Source organism: Gardnerella sp. c11Ua_71, from assembly GCF_055818025.1.
The window spans coordinates 1-18,769 of sequence record NZ_JARFVR010000005.1 but is presented as its reverse complement, the minus strand read 5'-3'; the positions used below and the strand labels follow the sequence as shown (position 1 = coordinate 18,769).

At 39.7% G+C, this 18,769-nt stretch carries 17 protein-coding genes and 1 tRNA gene; 7 read left to right on the top strand and 11 right to left on the bottom strand.

Annotation, left to right across the window (positions count from 1 at the left end; all coding sequences use genetic code 11):
- Positions 1–31 precede the first annotated feature (31 nt).
- Positions 32–1,399: an ATP-binding protein gene (locus P0106_RS04865; RefSeq protein WP_473730515.1), complete on the bottom strand. Its 1,368-nt coding sequence runs from the start codon at positions 1,397–1,399 to the stop codon at positions 32–34.
- Between the two features lie 375 nt (positions 1,400–1,774).
- Between P0106_RS04865 and P0106_RS04860 the strand changes: the two genes are divergently transcribed.
- From P0106_RS04860 to upp, 5 genes are all read left to right on the top strand, one after another.
- A complete protein-coding gene (locus P0106_RS04860) occupies positions 1,775–3,100 on the top strand; it encodes an AAA family ATPase (protein ID WP_473730514.1) in 1,326 nt (441 codons plus the stop codon).
- Positions 3,101–3,155: 55 nt separating this feature from the next.
- Positions 3,156–3,878: an RloB family protein gene (locus P0106_RS04855; RefSeq protein WP_473730513.1), complete on the top strand. Its 723-nt coding sequence runs from the start codon at positions 3,156–3,158 to the stop codon at positions 3,876–3,878.
- Between the two features lie 383 nt (positions 3,879–4,261).
- Positions 4,262–5,416, top strand: coding sequence for an NUDIX hydrolase (locus P0106_RS04850; RefSeq protein ID WP_048730804.1), 1,155 nt, complete (start codon positions 4,262–4,264; stop codon positions 5,414–5,416).
- A gap of 46 nt (positions 5,417–5,462) precedes the next feature.
- On the top strand, positions 5,463–6,125 hold the full coding sequence (locus P0106_RS04845; RefSeq protein WP_004114101.1) for a hypothetical protein: 663 nt from the start codon (positions 5,463–5,465) through the stop codon (positions 6,123–6,125).
- Between the two features lie 297 nt (positions 6,126–6,422).
- Positions 6,423–7,061 carry a uracil phosphoribosyltransferase gene (upp, locus tag P0106_RS04840; protein WP_004120306.1) on the top strand — a complete coding sequence of 213 codons (639 nt, stop codon included), beginning with the start codon at positions 6,423–6,425 and terminating at the stop codon, positions 7,059–7,061.
- A gap of 132 nt (positions 7,062–7,193) precedes the next feature.
- Here the strand turns inward: upp and P0106_RS04835 are convergent, their stop codons facing one another.
- From P0106_RS04835 to ftsY, 10 genes are all read right to left on the bottom strand, one after another.
- The gene (locus P0106_RS04835; RefSeq protein ID WP_018617206.1) at positions 7,194–7,646 is read right to left on the bottom strand and encodes a hypothetical protein; all 453 of its coding nucleotides are present in this window, start codon (positions 7,644–7,646) and stop codon (positions 7,194–7,196) included.
- Positions 7,612–8,634: an amidase domain-containing protein gene (locus P0106_RS04830; RefSeq protein ID WP_473730512.1), complete on the bottom strand. Its 1,023-nt coding sequence runs from the start codon at positions 8,632–8,634 to the stop codon at positions 7,612–7,614. The genes P0106_RS04835 and P0106_RS04830 overlap by 35 nt, the downstream gene beginning before the upstream one ends.
- Before the next feature lie 219 nt (positions 8,635–8,853).
- Positions 8,854–9,273: a type II toxin-antitoxin system HicB family antitoxin gene (locus P0106_RS04825; RefSeq protein ID WP_004116411.1), complete on the bottom strand. Its 420-nt coding sequence runs from the start codon at positions 9,271–9,273 to the stop codon at positions 8,854–8,856.
- Positions 9,273–9,470, bottom strand: a complete 198-nt coding sequence (locus P0106_RS04820; RefSeq protein WP_004116413.1) for a type II toxin-antitoxin system HicA family toxin — start codon at positions 9,468–9,470, stop codon at positions 9,273–9,275. Before P0106_RS04820 ends, P0106_RS04825 begins: the two co-directional genes overlap by 1 nt.
- A gap of 80 nt (positions 9,471–9,550) precedes the next feature.
- Positions 9,551–10,357 carry a type 1 glutamine amidotransferase gene (locus P0106_RS04815; RefSeq protein WP_048730808.1) on the bottom strand — a complete coding sequence of 269 codons (807 nt, stop codon included), beginning with the start codon at positions 10,355–10,357 and terminating at the stop codon, positions 9,551–9,553.
- A gap of 16 nt (positions 10,358–10,373) precedes the next feature.
- Positions 10,374–11,702, bottom strand: coding sequence for a MurT ligase domain-containing protein (locus tag P0106_RS04810; protein ID WP_422118835.1), 1,329 nt, complete (start codon positions 11,700–11,702; stop codon positions 10,374–10,376).
- 65 nt (positions 11,703–11,767) lie between these two features.
- A complete protein-coding gene (dnaB, locus tag P0106_RS04805) occupies positions 11,768–13,243 on the bottom strand; it encodes a replicative DNA helicase (protein ID WP_410310682.1) in 1,476 nt (491 codons plus the stop codon).
- Between the two features lie 128 nt (positions 13,244–13,371).
- The gene (locus P0106_RS04800) at positions 13,372–14,763 is read right to left on the bottom strand and encodes an MATE family efflux transporter (RefSeq protein ID WP_075038464.1); all 1,392 of its coding nucleotides are present in this window, start codon (positions 14,761–14,763) and stop codon (positions 13,372–13,374) included.
- 357 nt (positions 14,764–15,120) lie between these two features.
- Entirely contained in the window at positions 15,121–16,944 is a 1,824-nt protein-coding gene (locus P0106_RS04795) for an ammonium transporter (RefSeq protein ID WP_285064499.1), read from the bottom strand.
- 114 nt (positions 16,945–17,058) lie between these two features.
- A complete protein-coding gene (ftsY, locus tag P0106_RS04790) occupies positions 17,059–18,180 on the bottom strand; it encodes a signal recognition particle-docking protein FtsY (RefSeq protein ID WP_410313977.1) in 1,122 nt (373 codons plus the stop codon).
- A 151-nt stretch (positions 18,181–18,331) separates the two neighbouring features.
- Here ftsY and P0106_RS04785 point away from each other — a divergent pair, with 151 nt between their 5' ends.
- Both P0106_RS04785 and P0106_RS04780 read left to right on the top strand, forming a co-directional pair.
- Positions 18,332–18,595 (top strand): glutaredoxin domain-containing protein, encoded by a 264-nt coding sequence (locus P0106_RS04785; RefSeq protein ID WP_004114090.1) that lies wholly within the window; start codon positions 18,332–18,334, stop codon positions 18,593–18,595.
- 99 nt (positions 18,596–18,694) lie between these two features.
- A tRNA-Lys gene (locus tag P0106_RS04780) sits at positions 18,695–18,767 on the top strand.
- Positions 18,768–18,769: the final 2 nt, after the last annotated feature.

Here is an 18,769-nt window from a genome sequence, read left to right as displayed (position 1 = left end):
CTTGTTGTATTTATTGCTCCTTCTAATCTGACTAAATCTCAAGCGTTCCCTCAGCCAAATCGCTAGCCACGAACGTCATAAAATAAAATGGCATAGTCGCGATTTTCTGATTTGCATCATAGCCATAATTATTTTTAGAAACTTTTATTGCAAACTCAAACTTGTTGTGCATTGCAAACTTATTTAGAGAATTAAGAGTTCCTCTGCCTTTTTTAACATCAATCGGAAAAAGTTTGTTATTTGATTCAATTATAAATTCCAATTCTGAATCTGATTTTCCGCGCCAATAAAACAGTTTTAAACCATTTGCGCTAAGTTCGTTTGCAACGTAATTTTCGAAGAAAATACCAGATAGCGTATTGTCTCTTTCGTTTGAAATAAAAGATGCTGCATTAACTCCGCTTTGATATGAGAACATGCCAATATCGCACAAAAATAGTCGGAAATTACTTTCGTTTTCTTGCATAAGCGGCGTGGTTATATGCTCTTTGAGTTGGAATGACTGATTAACAATATGAGTCATAAGCAGCCACTGAATGGACGTCGCAAAATCTCTAGTTCTACTGTCTTTTTTAATAAGACCAGCTGAAAAGTTTTTTGATTCCTTGTTAAGCTCTCTGAAAATATTCTCAAATAAAAGTCGAGATCTTAAAATCGATTCGCTACTTGCTTGGTACAACTCCATATCTGCAAGATAATTGTCATAAAGCGAGCGCAAAATCTCACGCGATTCTAGTAAATCTTTACGTTCAATGTATGCCTGTACTGCTTCTGGCATACCCCCAATCAGCAAATATTTATACACTTCATTTAACGCAAGATTGTGAATTTCTGTAGGCAGCGCTTGCTTAGAATCATAGGCTTCGCGCACCTTTGAATATAGAAGACTATTATTGTTTAGTAGGAACTCACCAAAAGTCATTGGATAGATTGTTATCTGGTCAATTTTGCCTACTGGAAAGAGGAATTGACCAACTGCTGATTTCGACGAATTTTGCTTGTGAGCTTCGCGATGCAATTTAATTCGCACCATTGAACCCGTTGCAATTACGTGAATTTTTCTAAAATCTTGGCAAAAATATTTAAGCGACGAAATAATATTTGGGCATTCTTGGATCTCGTCAAAAATCAGCAAAGTGCCTTCATCTATAGCCTTGGAAAATCGCAAAGACAAGTATTCTATAATCTTTTCTGCGTTTGCTGTGCTTTCGCAAAAGTTACGAACCTCATCTTCTTTTTTAAGATCGATGTAAATATAACTATTTTTATAATATTTTTCCGCAAAAAGTTCTTTTACTAGATACGTTTTGCCAACCTGGCGCGCACCCCATATTATTAGCGGCTTGCTATTCGGCTTGCTATTCCAGGCGATTAATTTTTGTAATGCTAGTCGTTCCATGGCTTACTCTTTTTAATGTTGATATTACAACGATTATAGCATTATTTGCCAGTTTTAGGAGGTTTTTTGAGCAATTATTTGCCAGTTTTGGCATGTTTTTTACGCCATAATTTGCCAGTTTTTGGAAGTTTGGGAATTTAACGTCGATTACGTTTAGTATAAGTTACCTACCGCGCACATACGAACAACAATCTTATTTTTTGAATTTTCAACTACTTTTATGTAAATTTCATACAAAAAACTGTTTGTAGATTGTAAATATGACATTTTAGGATATTATTATATTAAGGAATATCGCTGTAGATAGTAGATAATAATCAGAAAAATTTTGATGCTACTTGTAAACAAATAGCAAACTTAGCACTGGAGGCAACTATGTTGCTTAATTTTAGCGTAGAAAACGCACTAAGCTTTCGTCGATCGCAACAATTCAGCATGCAAAGAACCGTACATGCAAAAAACAGTTCGTGGCCTCATCCAGATGTATCAACTCTTGCAGCCATTTACGGAGGGAATGCCTCAGGGAAAACAAATCTGCTAAAATGCATAACATTTCTAAAAAATTTTGTGGAAGGAAGCTTCAAGGCCGGTAACTCAAATTCAAAAATAAATGCACTCCCTTTTCTTTTAAATAAAGAGTCTGAAAATGAACCGTCAACATTCTTTATAGAATTTATTGCAAAAGATAACAACAGATATAAATATTGGTTTACCTTCAATAATGATTACATTATTGAAGAGGCACTATGGCTTTTCCGCTCTACAACAAACAGAAAAACTGTGCTGTTTGAACGAGAGCATGGCAAGCCAATGCGATTTGGCTCAAATCTAAAAACCATAGGAAAAACTGTAGAAAAAATTACGAGAGACAACGCATTATTTCTATCTGCAGCTGCAGCATCAGGTGTACAAGCATTGCAAGCTGCATACGAAGAAATAACTTCTACACAGCAATGCAAAACAGTTGACTTTGATAAGTATTCCAATAATTTGATAACAGTTTTACAAGAAAATCCAGATTTTGCATCCAACATTAGCAAGTTGCTAAAATATGCAGATTTAGGATTAAAAGGTGTAACAGTCCAATCCGAACAGCTAGATGCTAAACAATCAGAAAAACTAGCGAGACTCGCAAATCTTCTTAATGAACTTGACGGAGACAACAATAAACTTACAGATAACACTTCTGAAAACGCTAAAAAATTGCAAAAATTCAGTGTTTCACGTTTAATGTTTACACATTCTGGTCAAAAAGATTGCCAACTTCCTAAAGATTTTGAATCTTTAGGAACTAAAACAGCATTATTGCTATTTGCTTTCGTTATAGATGCATTATCAAAACATTCCATACTTCTAATCGATGAAATCGACACAAGTCTAAGCATGCAATTCGTGTCTGAAATACTCAAGCTTTACAGTAATCCAGAAACGAATCCTAACCAATCGCAATTAATTTTTACTACTCACGATTTAAGTCTTATTAGTAATTCTGGAACCGACAAAACTATTCTCGACAGAGATCAAATTTGGTTTATAGAGAAAAACACATTAGGTGAATCTTCACTACATCCACTTACGGAATGGGAAAACCGCAATGTAAACTTTGGTAAAAACTATCAACACAACATATACGCTTCAGCACCACAACCGTCTCTATATGATGTTTTTGCGGAAATACTTACAAATACTAACAGAAGCTAAAACACTACCAGTATTCAAAACGATATAAAACACTAGTATTCATGAGGAGCGGGCTATGGTTCATGTTCCATCACACGGCCGTTCAAAGAAACAGTCGAAACGAAATAAAAGATTCCTCATTGTTTGTGACGGTGTAGTTACAGAGTTTGAGTATTTTAGCTATATAAAATCAGAAGTAAGTAAATATTGTGCTACATCATGGGATATTCATAAATCAATTAACATAGAAAAAGAGGGCGTAGATCCACTCACTTTAACAAATTATGCGATTAAACTTGAGAGATTAGACTGCAAAGAAGCGAAAAAAGAAAACTACGATCCGTTTACACTGGTATGGGTTGTAACAGACGTTGATGAATTTGGAGAAAAAATTCAACAAGCTCAATCTAAGTCGGATTCAACTTGTGGGAAGATAAAATTAGTAATTTCCAACCCTTGCTTCGAAGTATGGCTTATTGACCATATAAAAAGCTGTCCTCTTTCTTGCACAGAAACGCGAGATTGCCAAAAAGAAGCAAAAGAACTTGGGCTACTTCACAACACTACTGGGAATAAAAATAAGCATATCCAATTAGAAAAATTAACTGGAAACTATAAGAATGCTTTTAAAAACGCAAAGCAGCATATGCAAACCGAACAGATAGAAAATCGCAAAAATCACCCTTCAGTAACTCAAAAGTCAAACTACGCTCCTTGGACAGATGTTCCAGAAATAGTAGAAACAATATTAAATGAATGCAAGCGTGTATCAGGAATAGATTTGTCAGAAAAATTGTGAATTAATGATGTAACTACATATGTCTTCATTACTGTTATTAACAGCAATAATCTAGATGTGGGTGAGATGATGGCGCAATATTGATGAGTCATCACGTCTGTGGAGTGAATTATCACAGTCACGGAAGTTAAAATGACAGTCATAAGTCGACACATCTCGGTCAAATACGAAAAATCACTGTCAAATAGTAGATGACTGTCAAAATTGAAAAAATGACAGTCACAGCGCTTTTATCACTATCATGACTGTGATAAACGTAAGCAACGTAAATATGCGAAAACCAGCAACTAAATTGACTCTAACCAAATAAGCGAATAAACGAATCGTAATAAATAACCAGGAACAACTAAAAGTTGCGAAAGAAAACCGCTAAAATAGTGAATATGAGTGTAGTAACGACGCGATACGTTGAGGCGGCTGGCGGAATTATTTATCGCAAGCGAAATACAATAGACAGCTCAAACACAAGTGACTTGAAAAAAACAAGCAATCAAGCGAACATGATAAGCGATGACGACTTTGAGCTTTGCCTAGTCTACCGTCCTAAATATGACGATTGGAGCTGGCCAAAAGGAAAGAATGAGCCAAAAGAATCGCATCGTCACACAGCTGTGCGCGAAGTTGGGGAAGAAACAGGCTACGCAGTAACACTAGGACCTCACATTGCACAAATAGAATATCCGCTTGAAAACGAAGGCAAAAAATCAATCTCAAAAAGCGGTGCGAAAAACAGTTCACAAAACAACAACAAAACAGAAGTAGTTAAGCGAATTCACTACTGGATGATGCGCGAAATAGACGAGAATGCCGCAATGAAGCGACTACCAGCATTTGGTCCAATAAAACCAGCAAAACCTACTGAAATTGGCAATGTTATATGGCTTACTCCTTCTAAAGCTCGCAAAAAACTCACACACGATAGCGATAGAAAAGTTTTAGATGCTTTTCTTGAAAAGCTACACGATGGTCAAACTGAATATAAGACATTGATACTAGTACGACATGGAAAAGCTGAATCACGTAAATCATGGCAAGGCAGCGAAGCAACTCGTCCAATCACTCCTCTTGGATCTGCAGCATCCTACGCTCTAGGTCGTGAGCTTGCTTGCTATGCTCCAAATCGAATTGTCTCGTCACCTTGGAAACGTTGCGTGGAAACTGTTGCAACTTTTGCACACGATTCTTCTCTTTCTATAGAACAGATTGCGGAACTTACTGAAGATCATCATGAGAATAAACCAAAATCTACATTATCTGTTCTTATAAGTGAAATACAAAATCTTGATTGCAACGCACAAAACACACAAAACACAGAAGCAAATATTAACAATTCAATAGTTATGTGTTTGCATCGCCCTATTATCGGCACTTTCTTTGACTATTTGCGAGGAATCACAAAACCGCGAGCGCATAAACGTATACTTAGCCAAAAATCTCCATACATGCCTACTGGTAGCGCAATAGTTTTGCATATTAGCAATACTTCTAAAGGCGCTCGCATTATTGATATTGAAAAGGTGTTACCAATTGTCTACTAGCCTTAATTCACAATCGAGTTCTATCCATTCGAGCAGATCTGCTTTTATGCCAAGTCCAATAGGTGCAAGTCGCCCAAGCAGACCTGCACAAATGGATCCTGCAATGCTCGCGCAAATTGAAGGCGGCACAGATCCACAAATTGTAAACGAAATCAGCCACACTTCAGCAGCAGTTCTGCTTAACCGCGTGCATAAAACACAATCTCCAGAGATTGTGGAACGCGTACTGAATTTGGTTGAAAATGAGGGTATTGAGGTCATCGCAGACTTGTGGAGTCAAGCGCAACCAGATTCGCTTCCTGGAATGCTTTTTAGGCTATATTTGCTTAGGGAGTCTTTGCGTAAGCAGCGAGAAGCATATGCGGAGTATTGGAATCTTGGAGAACCCTCTGCAACTAGCGCTTCCGCAATTACTGGAATTGACGAATCTCCTACAGGAGAAGATATTGCGCGACTCGCGGATTCTATTCTTTCTGGTGCTTTTACGGGCGATTTTGCTGTTGCTCTATATCGAGCTTCTGCGTTTACTGCGATTATTTCGTGCGGAATGCGTTCTTACGCGAAAAAATTAACACAGAAGATGAACGATTCCAAAAGAGATGATTCACAGCGTCTTGCTAGCGTTTTGCACAAATCCGCAAACATGCATGCACTTTCCTTATGCTTCGCTAATGGAGCTAAATTGTGGAGACTTGGAAAACTCGATTAGTTTATTTGTTATCACACTGCGTTTATTTGTTATACAACAGCGCGGCGCGCTGAAATCTAAAAGCATGTATACTCGGGAAGTGACGCTGGCTTGTGTTTAAGCCCCGGGCTCCATTTTTTGCCGCTGCGAGCGGCGTTTGCGCCGACAGGCGCTTTCGCAAGTCAGCGTTTTTAAGTATGTTTTAATTCTCCAGCAATTCACAAAATTCAACCTTCATTAACACTTGTTTATATTTTTTCTAAATAGTCACGGCACGCCGATAGCTTAACATGCCGCACTTGCACTAATCTAGAAGGTATGGATCTTCATGTTTTACATCATCCGCTGGTGGACCACAAGCTCACCGTTTTGCGTGATAAGAATACACCTTCTAACATTTTCCGCGAGTTAGTTTCCGAATTGGTAACTCTCGAAGCATACGAAGCAACCCGCAATTTGGAAGTTAGCGATCGCGAGATTGAAACTCCTATTTGCAAGATGACTGGCAAGCATTTGAACCGCCCACGCCCAATGGTTGTGCCAGTTTTGCGCGCAGGTTTGGGTATGCTTGACGGCATGACTCGCCTTCTTCCAACTGCTGAGGTTGGATTCCTTGGTATGAAGCGCGACGAGCAGACTCTCGACATCGTCACTTATGCTAACCGTTTACCAGAAGATTTGACTGGTCGTCAATGCTTCTTGCTGGATCCAATGCTTGCCACTGGCGGCACTCTTATTGCTGCTACGCACTACTTGGCAGAGCGCGGCGCTAAAGATGTTACTGCTATTAACATTTTGGCAGCGCCAGAAGGCTTGGAGCGCATTGAGAAGGAGATTGATCCTTCTATTGACTTTAAGGTTGTTGTTTGCGCTGTTGATGAGCATTTGAACGACAAAGCTTATATCGTTCCAGGTCTTGGAGACGCTGGCGATCGCTTGTACGGCTTGATTGACTAATAGTCACTAGCTAAATCAAACGAAAACTAGAATCAAAAGCTAGAAATAAAACTACAAAATAGCCTGCTGATTTGCAACACTTTGCAAGCTTCAGCAGGCTTTTGTATTTACATCTTTAATTATTTGCCGGTCTCATATTCGTTTAATTTTATTACTATTAAATTCCAGTTCGTGAATACTCCATAACACCATTGAGACAACTACGATAGATGCAGCTGCAACAGTAGCAACATTAACTTGCGGTCCACGATCCATTGTGTACTTGACCATTCCACGATTCAAAACATGTACAACAATAAATTGGCCAAAGAATATTTCAATAAAGCCAGCAAGTATTAATATGCTATCAATAATAATTAATATTTTCTTACGAATTAATCCTCTATTACACAACCCAACAATCATTTGAATTATTGGTGAAATAATTGAAACTAACACAACACCCAAAAGACTTAAATCAAAATCTGCTGGATACTTTCCTGGCATTTTAATAAGCAATAAAACTGCTAAAAATACAAAAGATAATGGTAAAAACCATTCTTTCCAATATTTAACGACGAACACGATAATAAGCTCCTTCACCATTGAATGAATACCAATTCTTATCCCAATCTAAATAATTTTCAGTGTGTTGAGCTATACGCAATCTACCGTTGCTTTTTAGGAATACAAACCCTATGTGATCGACAGTACCATCATTACTTTCATCAACACCAATAAAATCTCCATCCCTAACATTATCTACTAACATTCCCCAATAACTTGTACTAAATCCATACCCCATATAATTTTTAAAAACATTGGCATTAATCCAAGAAACCGAACGATCTCCTCTAGCTTTCCACCACCACCCTTTAAATACATCATTATGCTTATCCATACCAATACCACCAGCATATAGAATTTGCGAAGCGAAATTTGTGCAATCTGCCGGAAATATTAACTTACTTTTTTCTTCACCATATTTTGGATTTATTTTCCACGCCCATTCTCGCGCATATGCTCTGGCCGCTTCAAGATTTATGCCTGAATTTCTCTCAGTAAGTAAAGGTTTGCGAGGTGTAACCTCCTGCTTTGATGGAAGCCACAATTTTGCAATATTAATAGCTTCCTTTTGTGTTAGTTCATTTTTTAATACTTTTAACTCTAATTTATGCAATTCTGATAGAATCTGATTATTTTCATATTTATTCTCATATATATCTAGAAATTGCAATATTTTTGTTACATTATTGTTATCTTTATGCGAGGAATTAAAAAGAGAATTCTTGTAAATAGTAGCTGTTTCTTCACTAAGAGAAGGAAGCATAGCTTCGCTCTGTATTCTTTGTAATTCTGTAAAATATTTTGAAATATAGAACTTTTTTACTAACTCTGGATTTTCATAAGTATCTAGTAAAGAAAAATACATACTCTGAAATTTTGTCTTATGCTGCTTTTTGGGAAAATCTACATAAGTCTCTGGTTTATAGTCAGATGATTCAGCTTGAGCAACATTAGCAAATGACAATATTAAAATAATAGAAAATAGCGCAGATATAAATGCATAATGCAAAACAACTTTGTTTTTCATATATAACTCCATTATTATATAAAATTCCTTTTTACTATTTTATCACAATAAATACCAGTTGTCAAATATACACAGCGGCTATGTAATCATATACTCATCAGTTCTACATTTAAATAGCCTGCTGATTTGCAACACTTTGCAATTTTCAGCAGGTTATTTTGTATTAATTGATTGCTGCAATATTGCATAACAAATCAGATAATATAGCTAATAATACAACTAAGCTTTATTCACAGCTCCTTTAGCATATAAAGCTTCTAAAGCATCTCGCAAAGCTCCACTGTAGCTGATGCCAGCTTTTTGTGCCCAAGTGTCAAGCCAAGCTGGAACAGTAACATTTTTACGAACTGCCTGAGAACCGTATTTTGCAGCATAGGAATCCATATCAAGCGCAACCATAGACAACTTTGAATTAGGATTTTCTACAACAATATCACTAATATCGCTAGCTTTTGGCGCAGTTTTACCACTTTCGAGTTCCGTAAGAACCCATCCACTTGCTGCATCTTCTGCCATAATCAGAGCCTCTGCAAGATTACTACCGCCAGTTACACACCCTGGCAAATCAGGGACTTCTGCAACAAAACCTCCGCTATTATCTTCGTATGGAGTAAGAATAACAGGATACGCTAATTTCATCATTTCACCTTTGCTTCACTAATTCCCGCCTGACGCCAAATTGACTTAACAACAGATGGGTTAATATCACCTGGATGTTTAGGCACTGTGACTTTACCCGCTTTAGTTTTATGTACGAATTGGCAATGACTTCCACGCTGTGCAAAAAGTATCCAGCCGTCCTTCTTAAGACGTTTTTCAATCTCTTTGTATCTCATAAAAAGATTATACACACTATGCGCATAAAATAAAATAATCAATCAAATTTTTACTAAATCGCGCATACGCCTATGTTAATTTACCGCGGACGAGTTACTGCCACTTCGCGAGCGCGATCTGCTAATTCGTCCAATTTTTCAAGCTCCGCACGCTGAGCATTAGTCTGCTTTGGCGCAAATTCTCCGTAACGATTCTGCGCAGCTGTACAAATTAAAAAGTCAGACAAACGCGGATTTTTTGGCAAAACTGATCCGTGCATATAAGTGCCGATAACGTTGTATTTGCGCGCACCTTCCGTATGATCTTCGCCGTTATTTCCGCAATTTTCGCCATCAACTGAGCCGAGTGGCTGCGTACCACTCTCCAAACTTGTGCGACCAGAATGGTTCTCGTATCCCACAATATCTCCAAAATCGCGGCTATGCTCAACAAGATTTCCAATCATGCGCACGTCTTGACCAACCGTATGCTCTCCGAGTATGCCTATGCCTTTAAGCTTTTGGCCTTCAATAGTCTCAAAGTACTCTCCAAAAAGCTGGTAAAGACCGCAAATCATAAGCATTGGAACGCCATTTTTTGCAAGCTCGCGAATCGCGTCCGCGCGCGCAAATAAATCATCCGTAACTCTACTTTGACCATGATCTTGACCGCCGCCACCAAGAACCATATCTACTCGCTTTGGCCAATCATCGCCAACGTTGTACTCGTGAAGCACAGGCTTGTAACCGTACAATTCCGCTCGACGCATAATCGTAAGTACATTGCCATAGTCACCGTAAATATTCATGTCTTTCGGGTACAGCGACACAATATCTAATACACGATTTTCGGCTTTATTAGTAGCATTCGCTTGACTAATATAATTAACATCACTCATATCATTCATGACGACTACTTTCTTGCTACTTTCCAACTCCAACGTCTTTAACGCTTGCGATTTGCCCTAATGCAGCTCGCACGCGAAGCATTGCAGTGTATGTGCAATATATGCATTTTGCGTTTTTAGCATTGCTACTAAAATCGCCATTCACAAAAGCTTTAACGTCTTCTTCTAAATCAGTGTTCACATTTCTAGAGGCAACTTTGTCGTATTGTAAACGCAAAGCCATATCCCACGCGCGCGTGCCAGAAACACAAGTGACTCCAGTGCCACTAAAGCATGTAAAATCAACGTCCCACAGCCAGCTCATGTCTCGCCCATCCGCGTATTCGTCACAAATCGCAATCATTGTGTCATGATTTGCAGGCTTATCCGAAGCGAGCGCAAGTCTAAATCCAATAGGATTTTTCACTAGAACAAGCTCCACAGGAGCGCCGTTAACTTCGATTACTTCGCCTCGACCAAATGCTGGCGTTACACGAGAAATAGCTTCCATAAGCGCATCGTCGTCGAATTTTGCGAGTGTTGCATCTTTTTTAGCAGCATCTGCCAAAATAGCGCGCACAATCGTAGACGCAGCAGCCGCGTTAAAAACGTTATACACGCCTCGCAGCTTAACGCTAGTGGTTTTTCTATGCCCATCAATCAAAAAATCGGCTTTATTATCTGCAACTTTTGCCAAAACAACATCTGCATGCGGAAGATTACGCGAATCGCCATTAAAATCGCAACCCAAATCACTATGCAAATCGTCGTCAGTTGGAAACATGCTTCTTAGCGATTCGTCCAAACCGAAATATTTTACCTTACAAGACGGCAAAACATCTTTAGAAAGCGCAGAAATTCGCGGATCTTCGCGATTTAACACAACTACTCGCTTAGTTGCGTGCGCAACATTGCTCAACAATTTAGCTGTAGTGTCAATCTCGCCAAATCTATCTAACTGATCTCGCATAACGTTTAGAAGAAGCGAATAGCGCGGCTTTATTTGATTTACAAAATGCACCGCATAAGCTTCATCAAGCTCTAAAACAGCTATATCCGCATCTAACTTTGTGCCAAAAACAGGCATTTCTTGCACCAATGCTGCTACAACTCCACGTGTAAAATTCGATCCCGTAGGATTTGTAAACACGCGCAATCCAGCATCTCTAAGCATAGACGCAACCATGCGAGTTGTAGTGGTTTTACCGTTAGTTCCAGAAATTAACACAACACCATAAGGTAATTTTCCTAGCGTTCTAGCCAAAAACCCAGGGTCTAGTGTTTCCACAACTTTGCCTGGTAAAGCACTTCCTCCGTGGTTTGTCGCGCGCGAAATCATCCTAACCAGTTTCCCTACAGCTGGCATTATGAATCCAAAACAACAGCGTTTTACCACTTTATTTTTGACGATCATCAATCCCCCTATTAACTCTACTGCTGATATGCCTGAGACTGATGCGAATCATAACCTTGAGCATCATTACCTTGCGAATATGATTGCGGCTGGTATCCTTGCGGCATATCTTTAAACTTAGACGTTGCTCCAAGAAAAGCTAGATTAAATGTTTCTGTAGGGCCATTACGATGCTTTGCCATAATAATGTCTGCTTCGCCTGGACGATCTTCTTTGTTGTAAAAATCAGGTCTATGCACAAGAAACACAACGTCAGCATCCTGTTCAATAGATCCCGATTCGCGCAAATCTGAAAGCTGAGGCTTTTTATCGTTTCGCATTTCTGGTCCGCGGTTTAGCTGGCTTAGCGCAACAACTGGCACTTCTAGCTCTTTTGCTAAAAGCTTTAATGCACGCGAAAACTCCGAGACCTCTTGCTGCCTCGATTCAACTTTCTTTCCAGAAGTCATAAGTTGCAAATAGTCGATTACAACCAACTTTAGATCGTTCGTTTGCTTTAGTCGCCTGCATTTTGCGCGAATTTCCATAAGACTCATATTTGGGCTATCGTCTATAAAAAGCGGAGCGTCTTTCATTTTTGACCAAAACGCATTTAGCTTAGTCCATCTATCTGTTGTAATGTCTTCTGAAGTCCCGCGATGCATTGCCGTCATTGGAATATCCGTTTCGGCTGCAATTATCCTTTGAGCAAGCTCCAATTTGTTCATTTCTAGCGAGAACACGATTGTTGTCATATTGTGATGCAACGCTGCAGAACGCGCAAAGTCGATTCCAAGAGTTGACTTTCCCATTGCAGGCCTACCAGCTACGACTACCATTTGCCCTGGTTGCAAGCCTTGCGTCATCTCGTCAATATCTCTAAATCCTGTTGGAACGCCTTTTTCAATCTCGTTACTTTGCAACTTGTCTAATTGTTCGAGAGCATCTTGAACAACAGGACCAATAGCAGAATAATCCTGGCGAACTTTGCCAGAACTCATCTCGTAAACTTCGGATTGTGCAAGATTTACAACGTCTTCTGCTTGATCTCCCGTGGCAGAATACCCCATTTGCGCAATCTTTGTTCCAGCAGCAATCACATTTCGCAAAATCGCATTTTTGTGTACAATATCCGCGTAATATAACGCGTTTGCAGCTGTTGGAACTGATGCAACTAGACTATGCAGGTAGTCTGCTCCACCAATTTTCTCCAGGTTTTCGTCTTTTAGAAGCTCGTTTGCGACTAAAACAACATCTACTGGTTGTGAACCAGAAAATAAGCTTATGATCGCGTCGTAAATTGTTTGGTGTTTTGGCACATAAAAGTCTGCTGTTTCTAGGATTTGCGAAACTTCGCCAATGGCATCTTTGCTCATTAGCATTCCACCTAAAACGGCCATTTCCGCGTCTTCGTCGTGAGGCGGAACCTTGTCAAACAAAATACTGTTATATGATGCGTTGCCTGACTGGTTTGCGTCATTTCTACTTGACTTCCACATATCATTACCTGCCATAGAATCGAGTATAAACGCCTGCACGGAGCACACCAACAAAAGTTGATATAAACCAACACAAGTCGCAAGTTGAATATTTCACATATTTGAATATTTCACATATTTGAATATTTCACATATTTACATACTTACAGACTTGCAGACTTCATCCAATCATCTGTTTTAACCCTATGAGAATTTCCTAAAGCTCTTCCACCAATGTATACAAGGTTCAGAGCCACCCACAATGACACGGTTCTAATTATGTCAGTAGAGCAGAAAGCTATATTTACAAAGCACATTGCACTAATCGCAAGAAGGTACACAATAGCTGTAATCGAGCACGATTTGGCCAAATACTTGTGGTCTCCAGCTCCGATTAGCACTCCGTCTAAAGCCCACATAAATCCAGATAACGGCAAGAAAATTCCAAGAATCGTCATTCCTATTGAAACTAAAAGTTGTATTTCTACGTTTGGGCTAAATAACGGGGATAGTAGCCATCCTGCAAATATCATTAAAATTCCAACGATTACGCTACTTAATGCGCCTACTTGTGCGCATATTTTTGTGATTATGTTAGCGCGTTTTAATAATCCAGCTCCAAGCGCAGAGGCGACTATTGTTTGAGCAGCAATCCCTATAGCGTCTAATATGTTCATAACAAAATTCCAGCAAGAATTTGCAACTTGGTATGCAGCTAAAGTATTTGTTCCAAGACGAGCAGCCGCTGCAACAGTGGCAACCATGCACGCGCGCAACGCCAATGTGCGTATAAACAGCGGAATACCACTTCCAGCGCTTTTAAGTATGCTATGCGCTTGCGGACGCAAACGTGCTTTTTCGCGAGCTGCCCAAAAAATCGCTGGAAGCGTTAAAACAATACCCATATACCATTGCGCTATCATTGTTGCTATTCCAGATCCAAAAATGCCAAGATTCATTCCAAACACAAATAGAATATCTAAAATAGCGTTTAGCACAGCTCCACTTATTGCAGCAAAAAGTGTGATTTTTACTTTGCTAAGTCCTCTGAATATGCCATTTGCCGCGTAAATTAGTAGCATCGCAGGCAATCCTGGCATAACAGTTTGAGTGTAAATAATCGCGTTTTTAAGCGTATCTCCACTTGCACCAAAGCTTTGACAAAGCGGACCTGCGAACACCATTAAAACAAGCGTTAAAACAACACCTAACCCAAGAGCCAGCCATAGACCGTCCACTCCAACGCTTAGTCCTTGACGATTTTTCCCAGCACCCAATAGTCTCGCGACTTGGCTTGTGGTGTTGTATGCCAAAAACAGGCATAGTCCCGTTGTTGTTAAAAGCACAGTTGATCCTATTGAAAGCCCTGCAAGTTGCGTTTTACCTAAATGACCTACTATTGCGGTGTCTATTAAAACAAACGCTGGCTCTGCAATAAGCTGTCCAAATGTAGGAATAGCTAGAGAAAATATATGCTTCAGTAAATCTTTTTTGTTTATAGCAGATTCTTTATCTTCTTGTCTATTGGTAGCTGCGTTACTCTTGGCTATTGTCATAATGCACTATTGTACTGTCGAAAAAACTTATTAGATTAAGTATTTAATAAAACTATTATTTTTATTACTTATTACATTACTTTTCTAAATCTGATGTTCGGTAGCTTGCGACTTTTCCTTTTTATTTCGCTATCATAAATATTTGCCAATTGCAAATCAAAATTGTTTTTGGAAAAGTTATCCGCAGGATATCCACAATGTTATCCCCCATTTGTGTATAACTTTTTGAGATACACACAGCAACACGCCTAAAATGTGGATAACTCAAAGTTTTTATCCACATCACTTAGCCCGTGTGTGTCATAATCTTGAGATATTCACACCAATGGGGGATTACTTTACACAAACTTTGATATTTTATTGCTTCTTTTGAGATTTCTTAGAATTACTTCTAGATTTATCTGACTTATTTTCCACAGAACTAGAATCAGATTCTTCTGAATTTTCTGACTCTTTTCCATCATTTTCAGTTTCAATCTTCTCTTCGCCCAATTCAACTTCGTCTTGCGATTGAGCAGAAACATTATCATCAGAATGAGCTGAATTATCGCCAGCAACCGTTGAATCACCATCTGCATCTACAGAATCACCATCTGCGTCTACAACTGATTCATCAACAGAAATAGCTACTGGAGTAAGAACTGCCACTTGGGTTTTCCCTTCTTCAGAATCAGCAACTTCTACAACAGCTCCAGCTCTAGCTTGAGCAATACTCGAAAAGTCATATGCGCGCTCACCCTGATCTGCCAAATCAACACCCTTACGCTCTTTAGCTTCCGATATTCTCCAACCAAAAAGCTTCTCTAAACCAAATGCAACTAAAGCAGTAACTGCACCGGAATAAAGAACAGTGATTACAAGTAAACAAATCTGCGCGATAAGCTGATGCCAGTCACCAACGCAAAACAGTCCGCTACTATCAGCAAATAATCCCACTGCAAAAATACCGATAAGAGCAGCGATGCCGTTCACGCTCACAACATGAAGCGCTCCATCATAACGCGCAAAAGTCTTAGAATGCGTTGCAAGGCATGTAACGACACCAACAATAACTCCTAATACCATTGCCCATAAAGGCGCAATCACATCTGCAGCGGCAGAACTAGCGGCCAAACCCGCCATAATTCCAGACGCGGCGCCAACAGCAGTAAAACAACCTGAACGCAAACGCTCTGTAATACCCCAAGCAAGCATAGAAGCAGATGCTGTAATAGTGGATGAAACCCAAGCATATCCAGCAACTCCAGGAAGACCTACAGAAGATCCAATCATTAAGCCAAGCCAGCCAAACCAAATAATAAAAATTCCCAGAACAACAAACGGTACATTATGCGGATGGCGTTTTAGAACATTTACAGAATTATCAGCAACATCACTAACAGCTTCAACAGAACCATTAGAATCTTCTGCCTTAGAAGATGATGAACCCGTATTAGTCTCTAATTTACTAAATCTCGCAACGTCAGCCCACAATGCACGAACCAAATTTCCCTTATGCTCAAAATTATTACTACTGTTACCTTGAACAGTAGAGGATTTGGTATGAAGCACAAATCGCTTTAACGGGAAGTGCGCATGACCACCAATAATTAGCACGATTGCAAGCGCAGAAACTGCTGCAGTCAGGTGCAGCAACGATCCTCCAGCAAAATCATGTACTTGAATTCCTAAAGCTTGTGATATTGCGCCATTAGGGGAAAGCAATCCCCCTCCGCAAACCATATGCGCTAGAGGAGCAAATACTAAAGTGACCCATACCGCCACGAATATAAGCCAAATTGCGTATTTTACGCGTCCAGCCAACGCACCAGTAATAAGAGCAACCGCTACGACAGCGCACGCTAATCTAAAGGCTGCTGGAATACCTCCGCCCGACAAGCCTGTGTTTGCGTCCATAGAAGTAAAAATTCCATGATCTGCAACCATTGAATCACGTAGAAGCAAACCACTCACAGGATCACCCACAACGCCGCCAATCATGTCTTTACCAGCGAAAGCCATTGACCATCCCCATAGCGTCCAAACTATGGTTGTTACCGCAATAGCTCCAGCAGAAAGCATCATCATATTGACCATAGATGTTGCTCGTTCGCGACCGCCATAAAATAGAGCAATCCCTGGCGTAATTATAAACACTAAAGCAGCGGCCAATAATGCCCATTGCGGATCCATTGCGGTCATCTTTCACCTCACAATACACAACCCTCGGCGGTTATGTCTTCAATATTCTATTTTATATGTTCTTTTATATTCTACTCAACTAGCGCTGCGTGATTAATAACTAATTACGATAGATTAATCCAATATTCCATCCACAAAACTTTCTGGATCGAATGGAGCTAGATCGTCTGGACCTTCTCCCAATCCGACAAGCTTCACAGGAACGCCTAGCTCTTTTTGAACAGAAACCACGATACCGCCTTTCGCGGAACCGTCTAACTTAGTTAAAACCACACCTGTAATTCCAATTGCCTCAGCAAAAACTTTTGCCTGGACCATGCCATTTTGACCAGTTGTAGCATCAAGAACCAAAAGGACTTCATCTACAGGAACAGTTTTTTCAATAACTCGGCGAATTTTGCCAAGCTCGTCCATAAGATTTGCCTTATTTTGCAGCCTTCCAGCCGTGTCTACAATCAAAACATCTGAATTGGATTCCTTAGCTTTGGCGGCACCGTCAAATGCTACAGAAGCCGGATCTGCACCGTCTTTTTCGGATCGAACGATTTTAACACCTACAACATTTGCCCAAGTTTCAAGCTGGTCGGCAGCTGCAGCGCGGAAAGTATCTGCTGCAGCTAATATTACAGAACGATTTTTAGAAACCATTAGTCGCGCAAGCTTTCCAGCAGTAGTGGTTTTACCAGTGCCATTTACACCAACCATCATGATTACACTTGGCTTATGAGCTTTAGAAGAATCCGCATTTAGGCTTCTATCTGTTTTGGCACCAACGATATCCAGCAATTTTGCACGAAGTATTTCACGTACATCTTGTGCGCTTGCTGTTCCAGAAATCCTAGCATCTTTTCTAAGTGATTCAACCAACTCATCACTTGCCTGTGCTCCAACATCTGCCATTAAAAGCGTATCTTCTACATCTTGCCAATCGTCTTCACTAAGATTATCTTTGCTCAATATATTGAACAGAGCACGACCAAAAGGATTCGCACTATTAGCAAGTTTAGAACGCAATCTTGTAACTCGAGAGGCAACGTTTTCGGGCGCAGATTGATCAACATTACTATCACTTTTAGCTACGCTAGGCAGTGGATTATCTTTGCTAGTAGGTATTAAAGGACCTCGCGACTTACTGATAATTCTCAGCACAACTGCCGCAGTCACTAAAAGCACTGCTAAAACAACTGTGCCAACAGTGGACCATATAATCAAATCTAAATCCATAACTATATTCATATAATAAAGACTATGAAATTAAAGGGACAGTTGATTAGAATGTAACGAAGACTGTTGCTACAGTAAGCAAAAATCACGTAAATATTAGCATTTTAATACAATGCTTTTGTAAGTTAATTTTGTAATCAGAAATTGAATTGGGGTATTGCGTATGGAAAACTCGCCATTGATTGATGTTTATGGAGCAGATTGGTGTGGCGATTGCATCAGAGCTAAAGCTGCGCTTAATAAGTTTAATGCTGCTTTTACTTGGCATAACATTGAATCTGAAGAAGGCGCCGAACAAAAGGCTATTGATATTAGTGGGCAGAAGCATATTCCTGTCGTTACTTTTAGCGATGGAAGTTTTATGGTTGAGCCGACTGCAACTCAGATTAAAGAAAAACTTGAAGAATTAGGACAGATCAATTTGTGATTTTTGCCTGCAATTTTGCAGCAACTTGCCACAAAACACACGCTACATGTAGACATGAGTTGGATTAGTCTACAAAATGTAGTACACTAGGCATTTGTTGCCCCTTTAGCTCAATTGGCAGAGCAGAGTCCTTTTAAGTCTTGGGTTGTGGGTTCGAGTCCCACAGGGGGCACT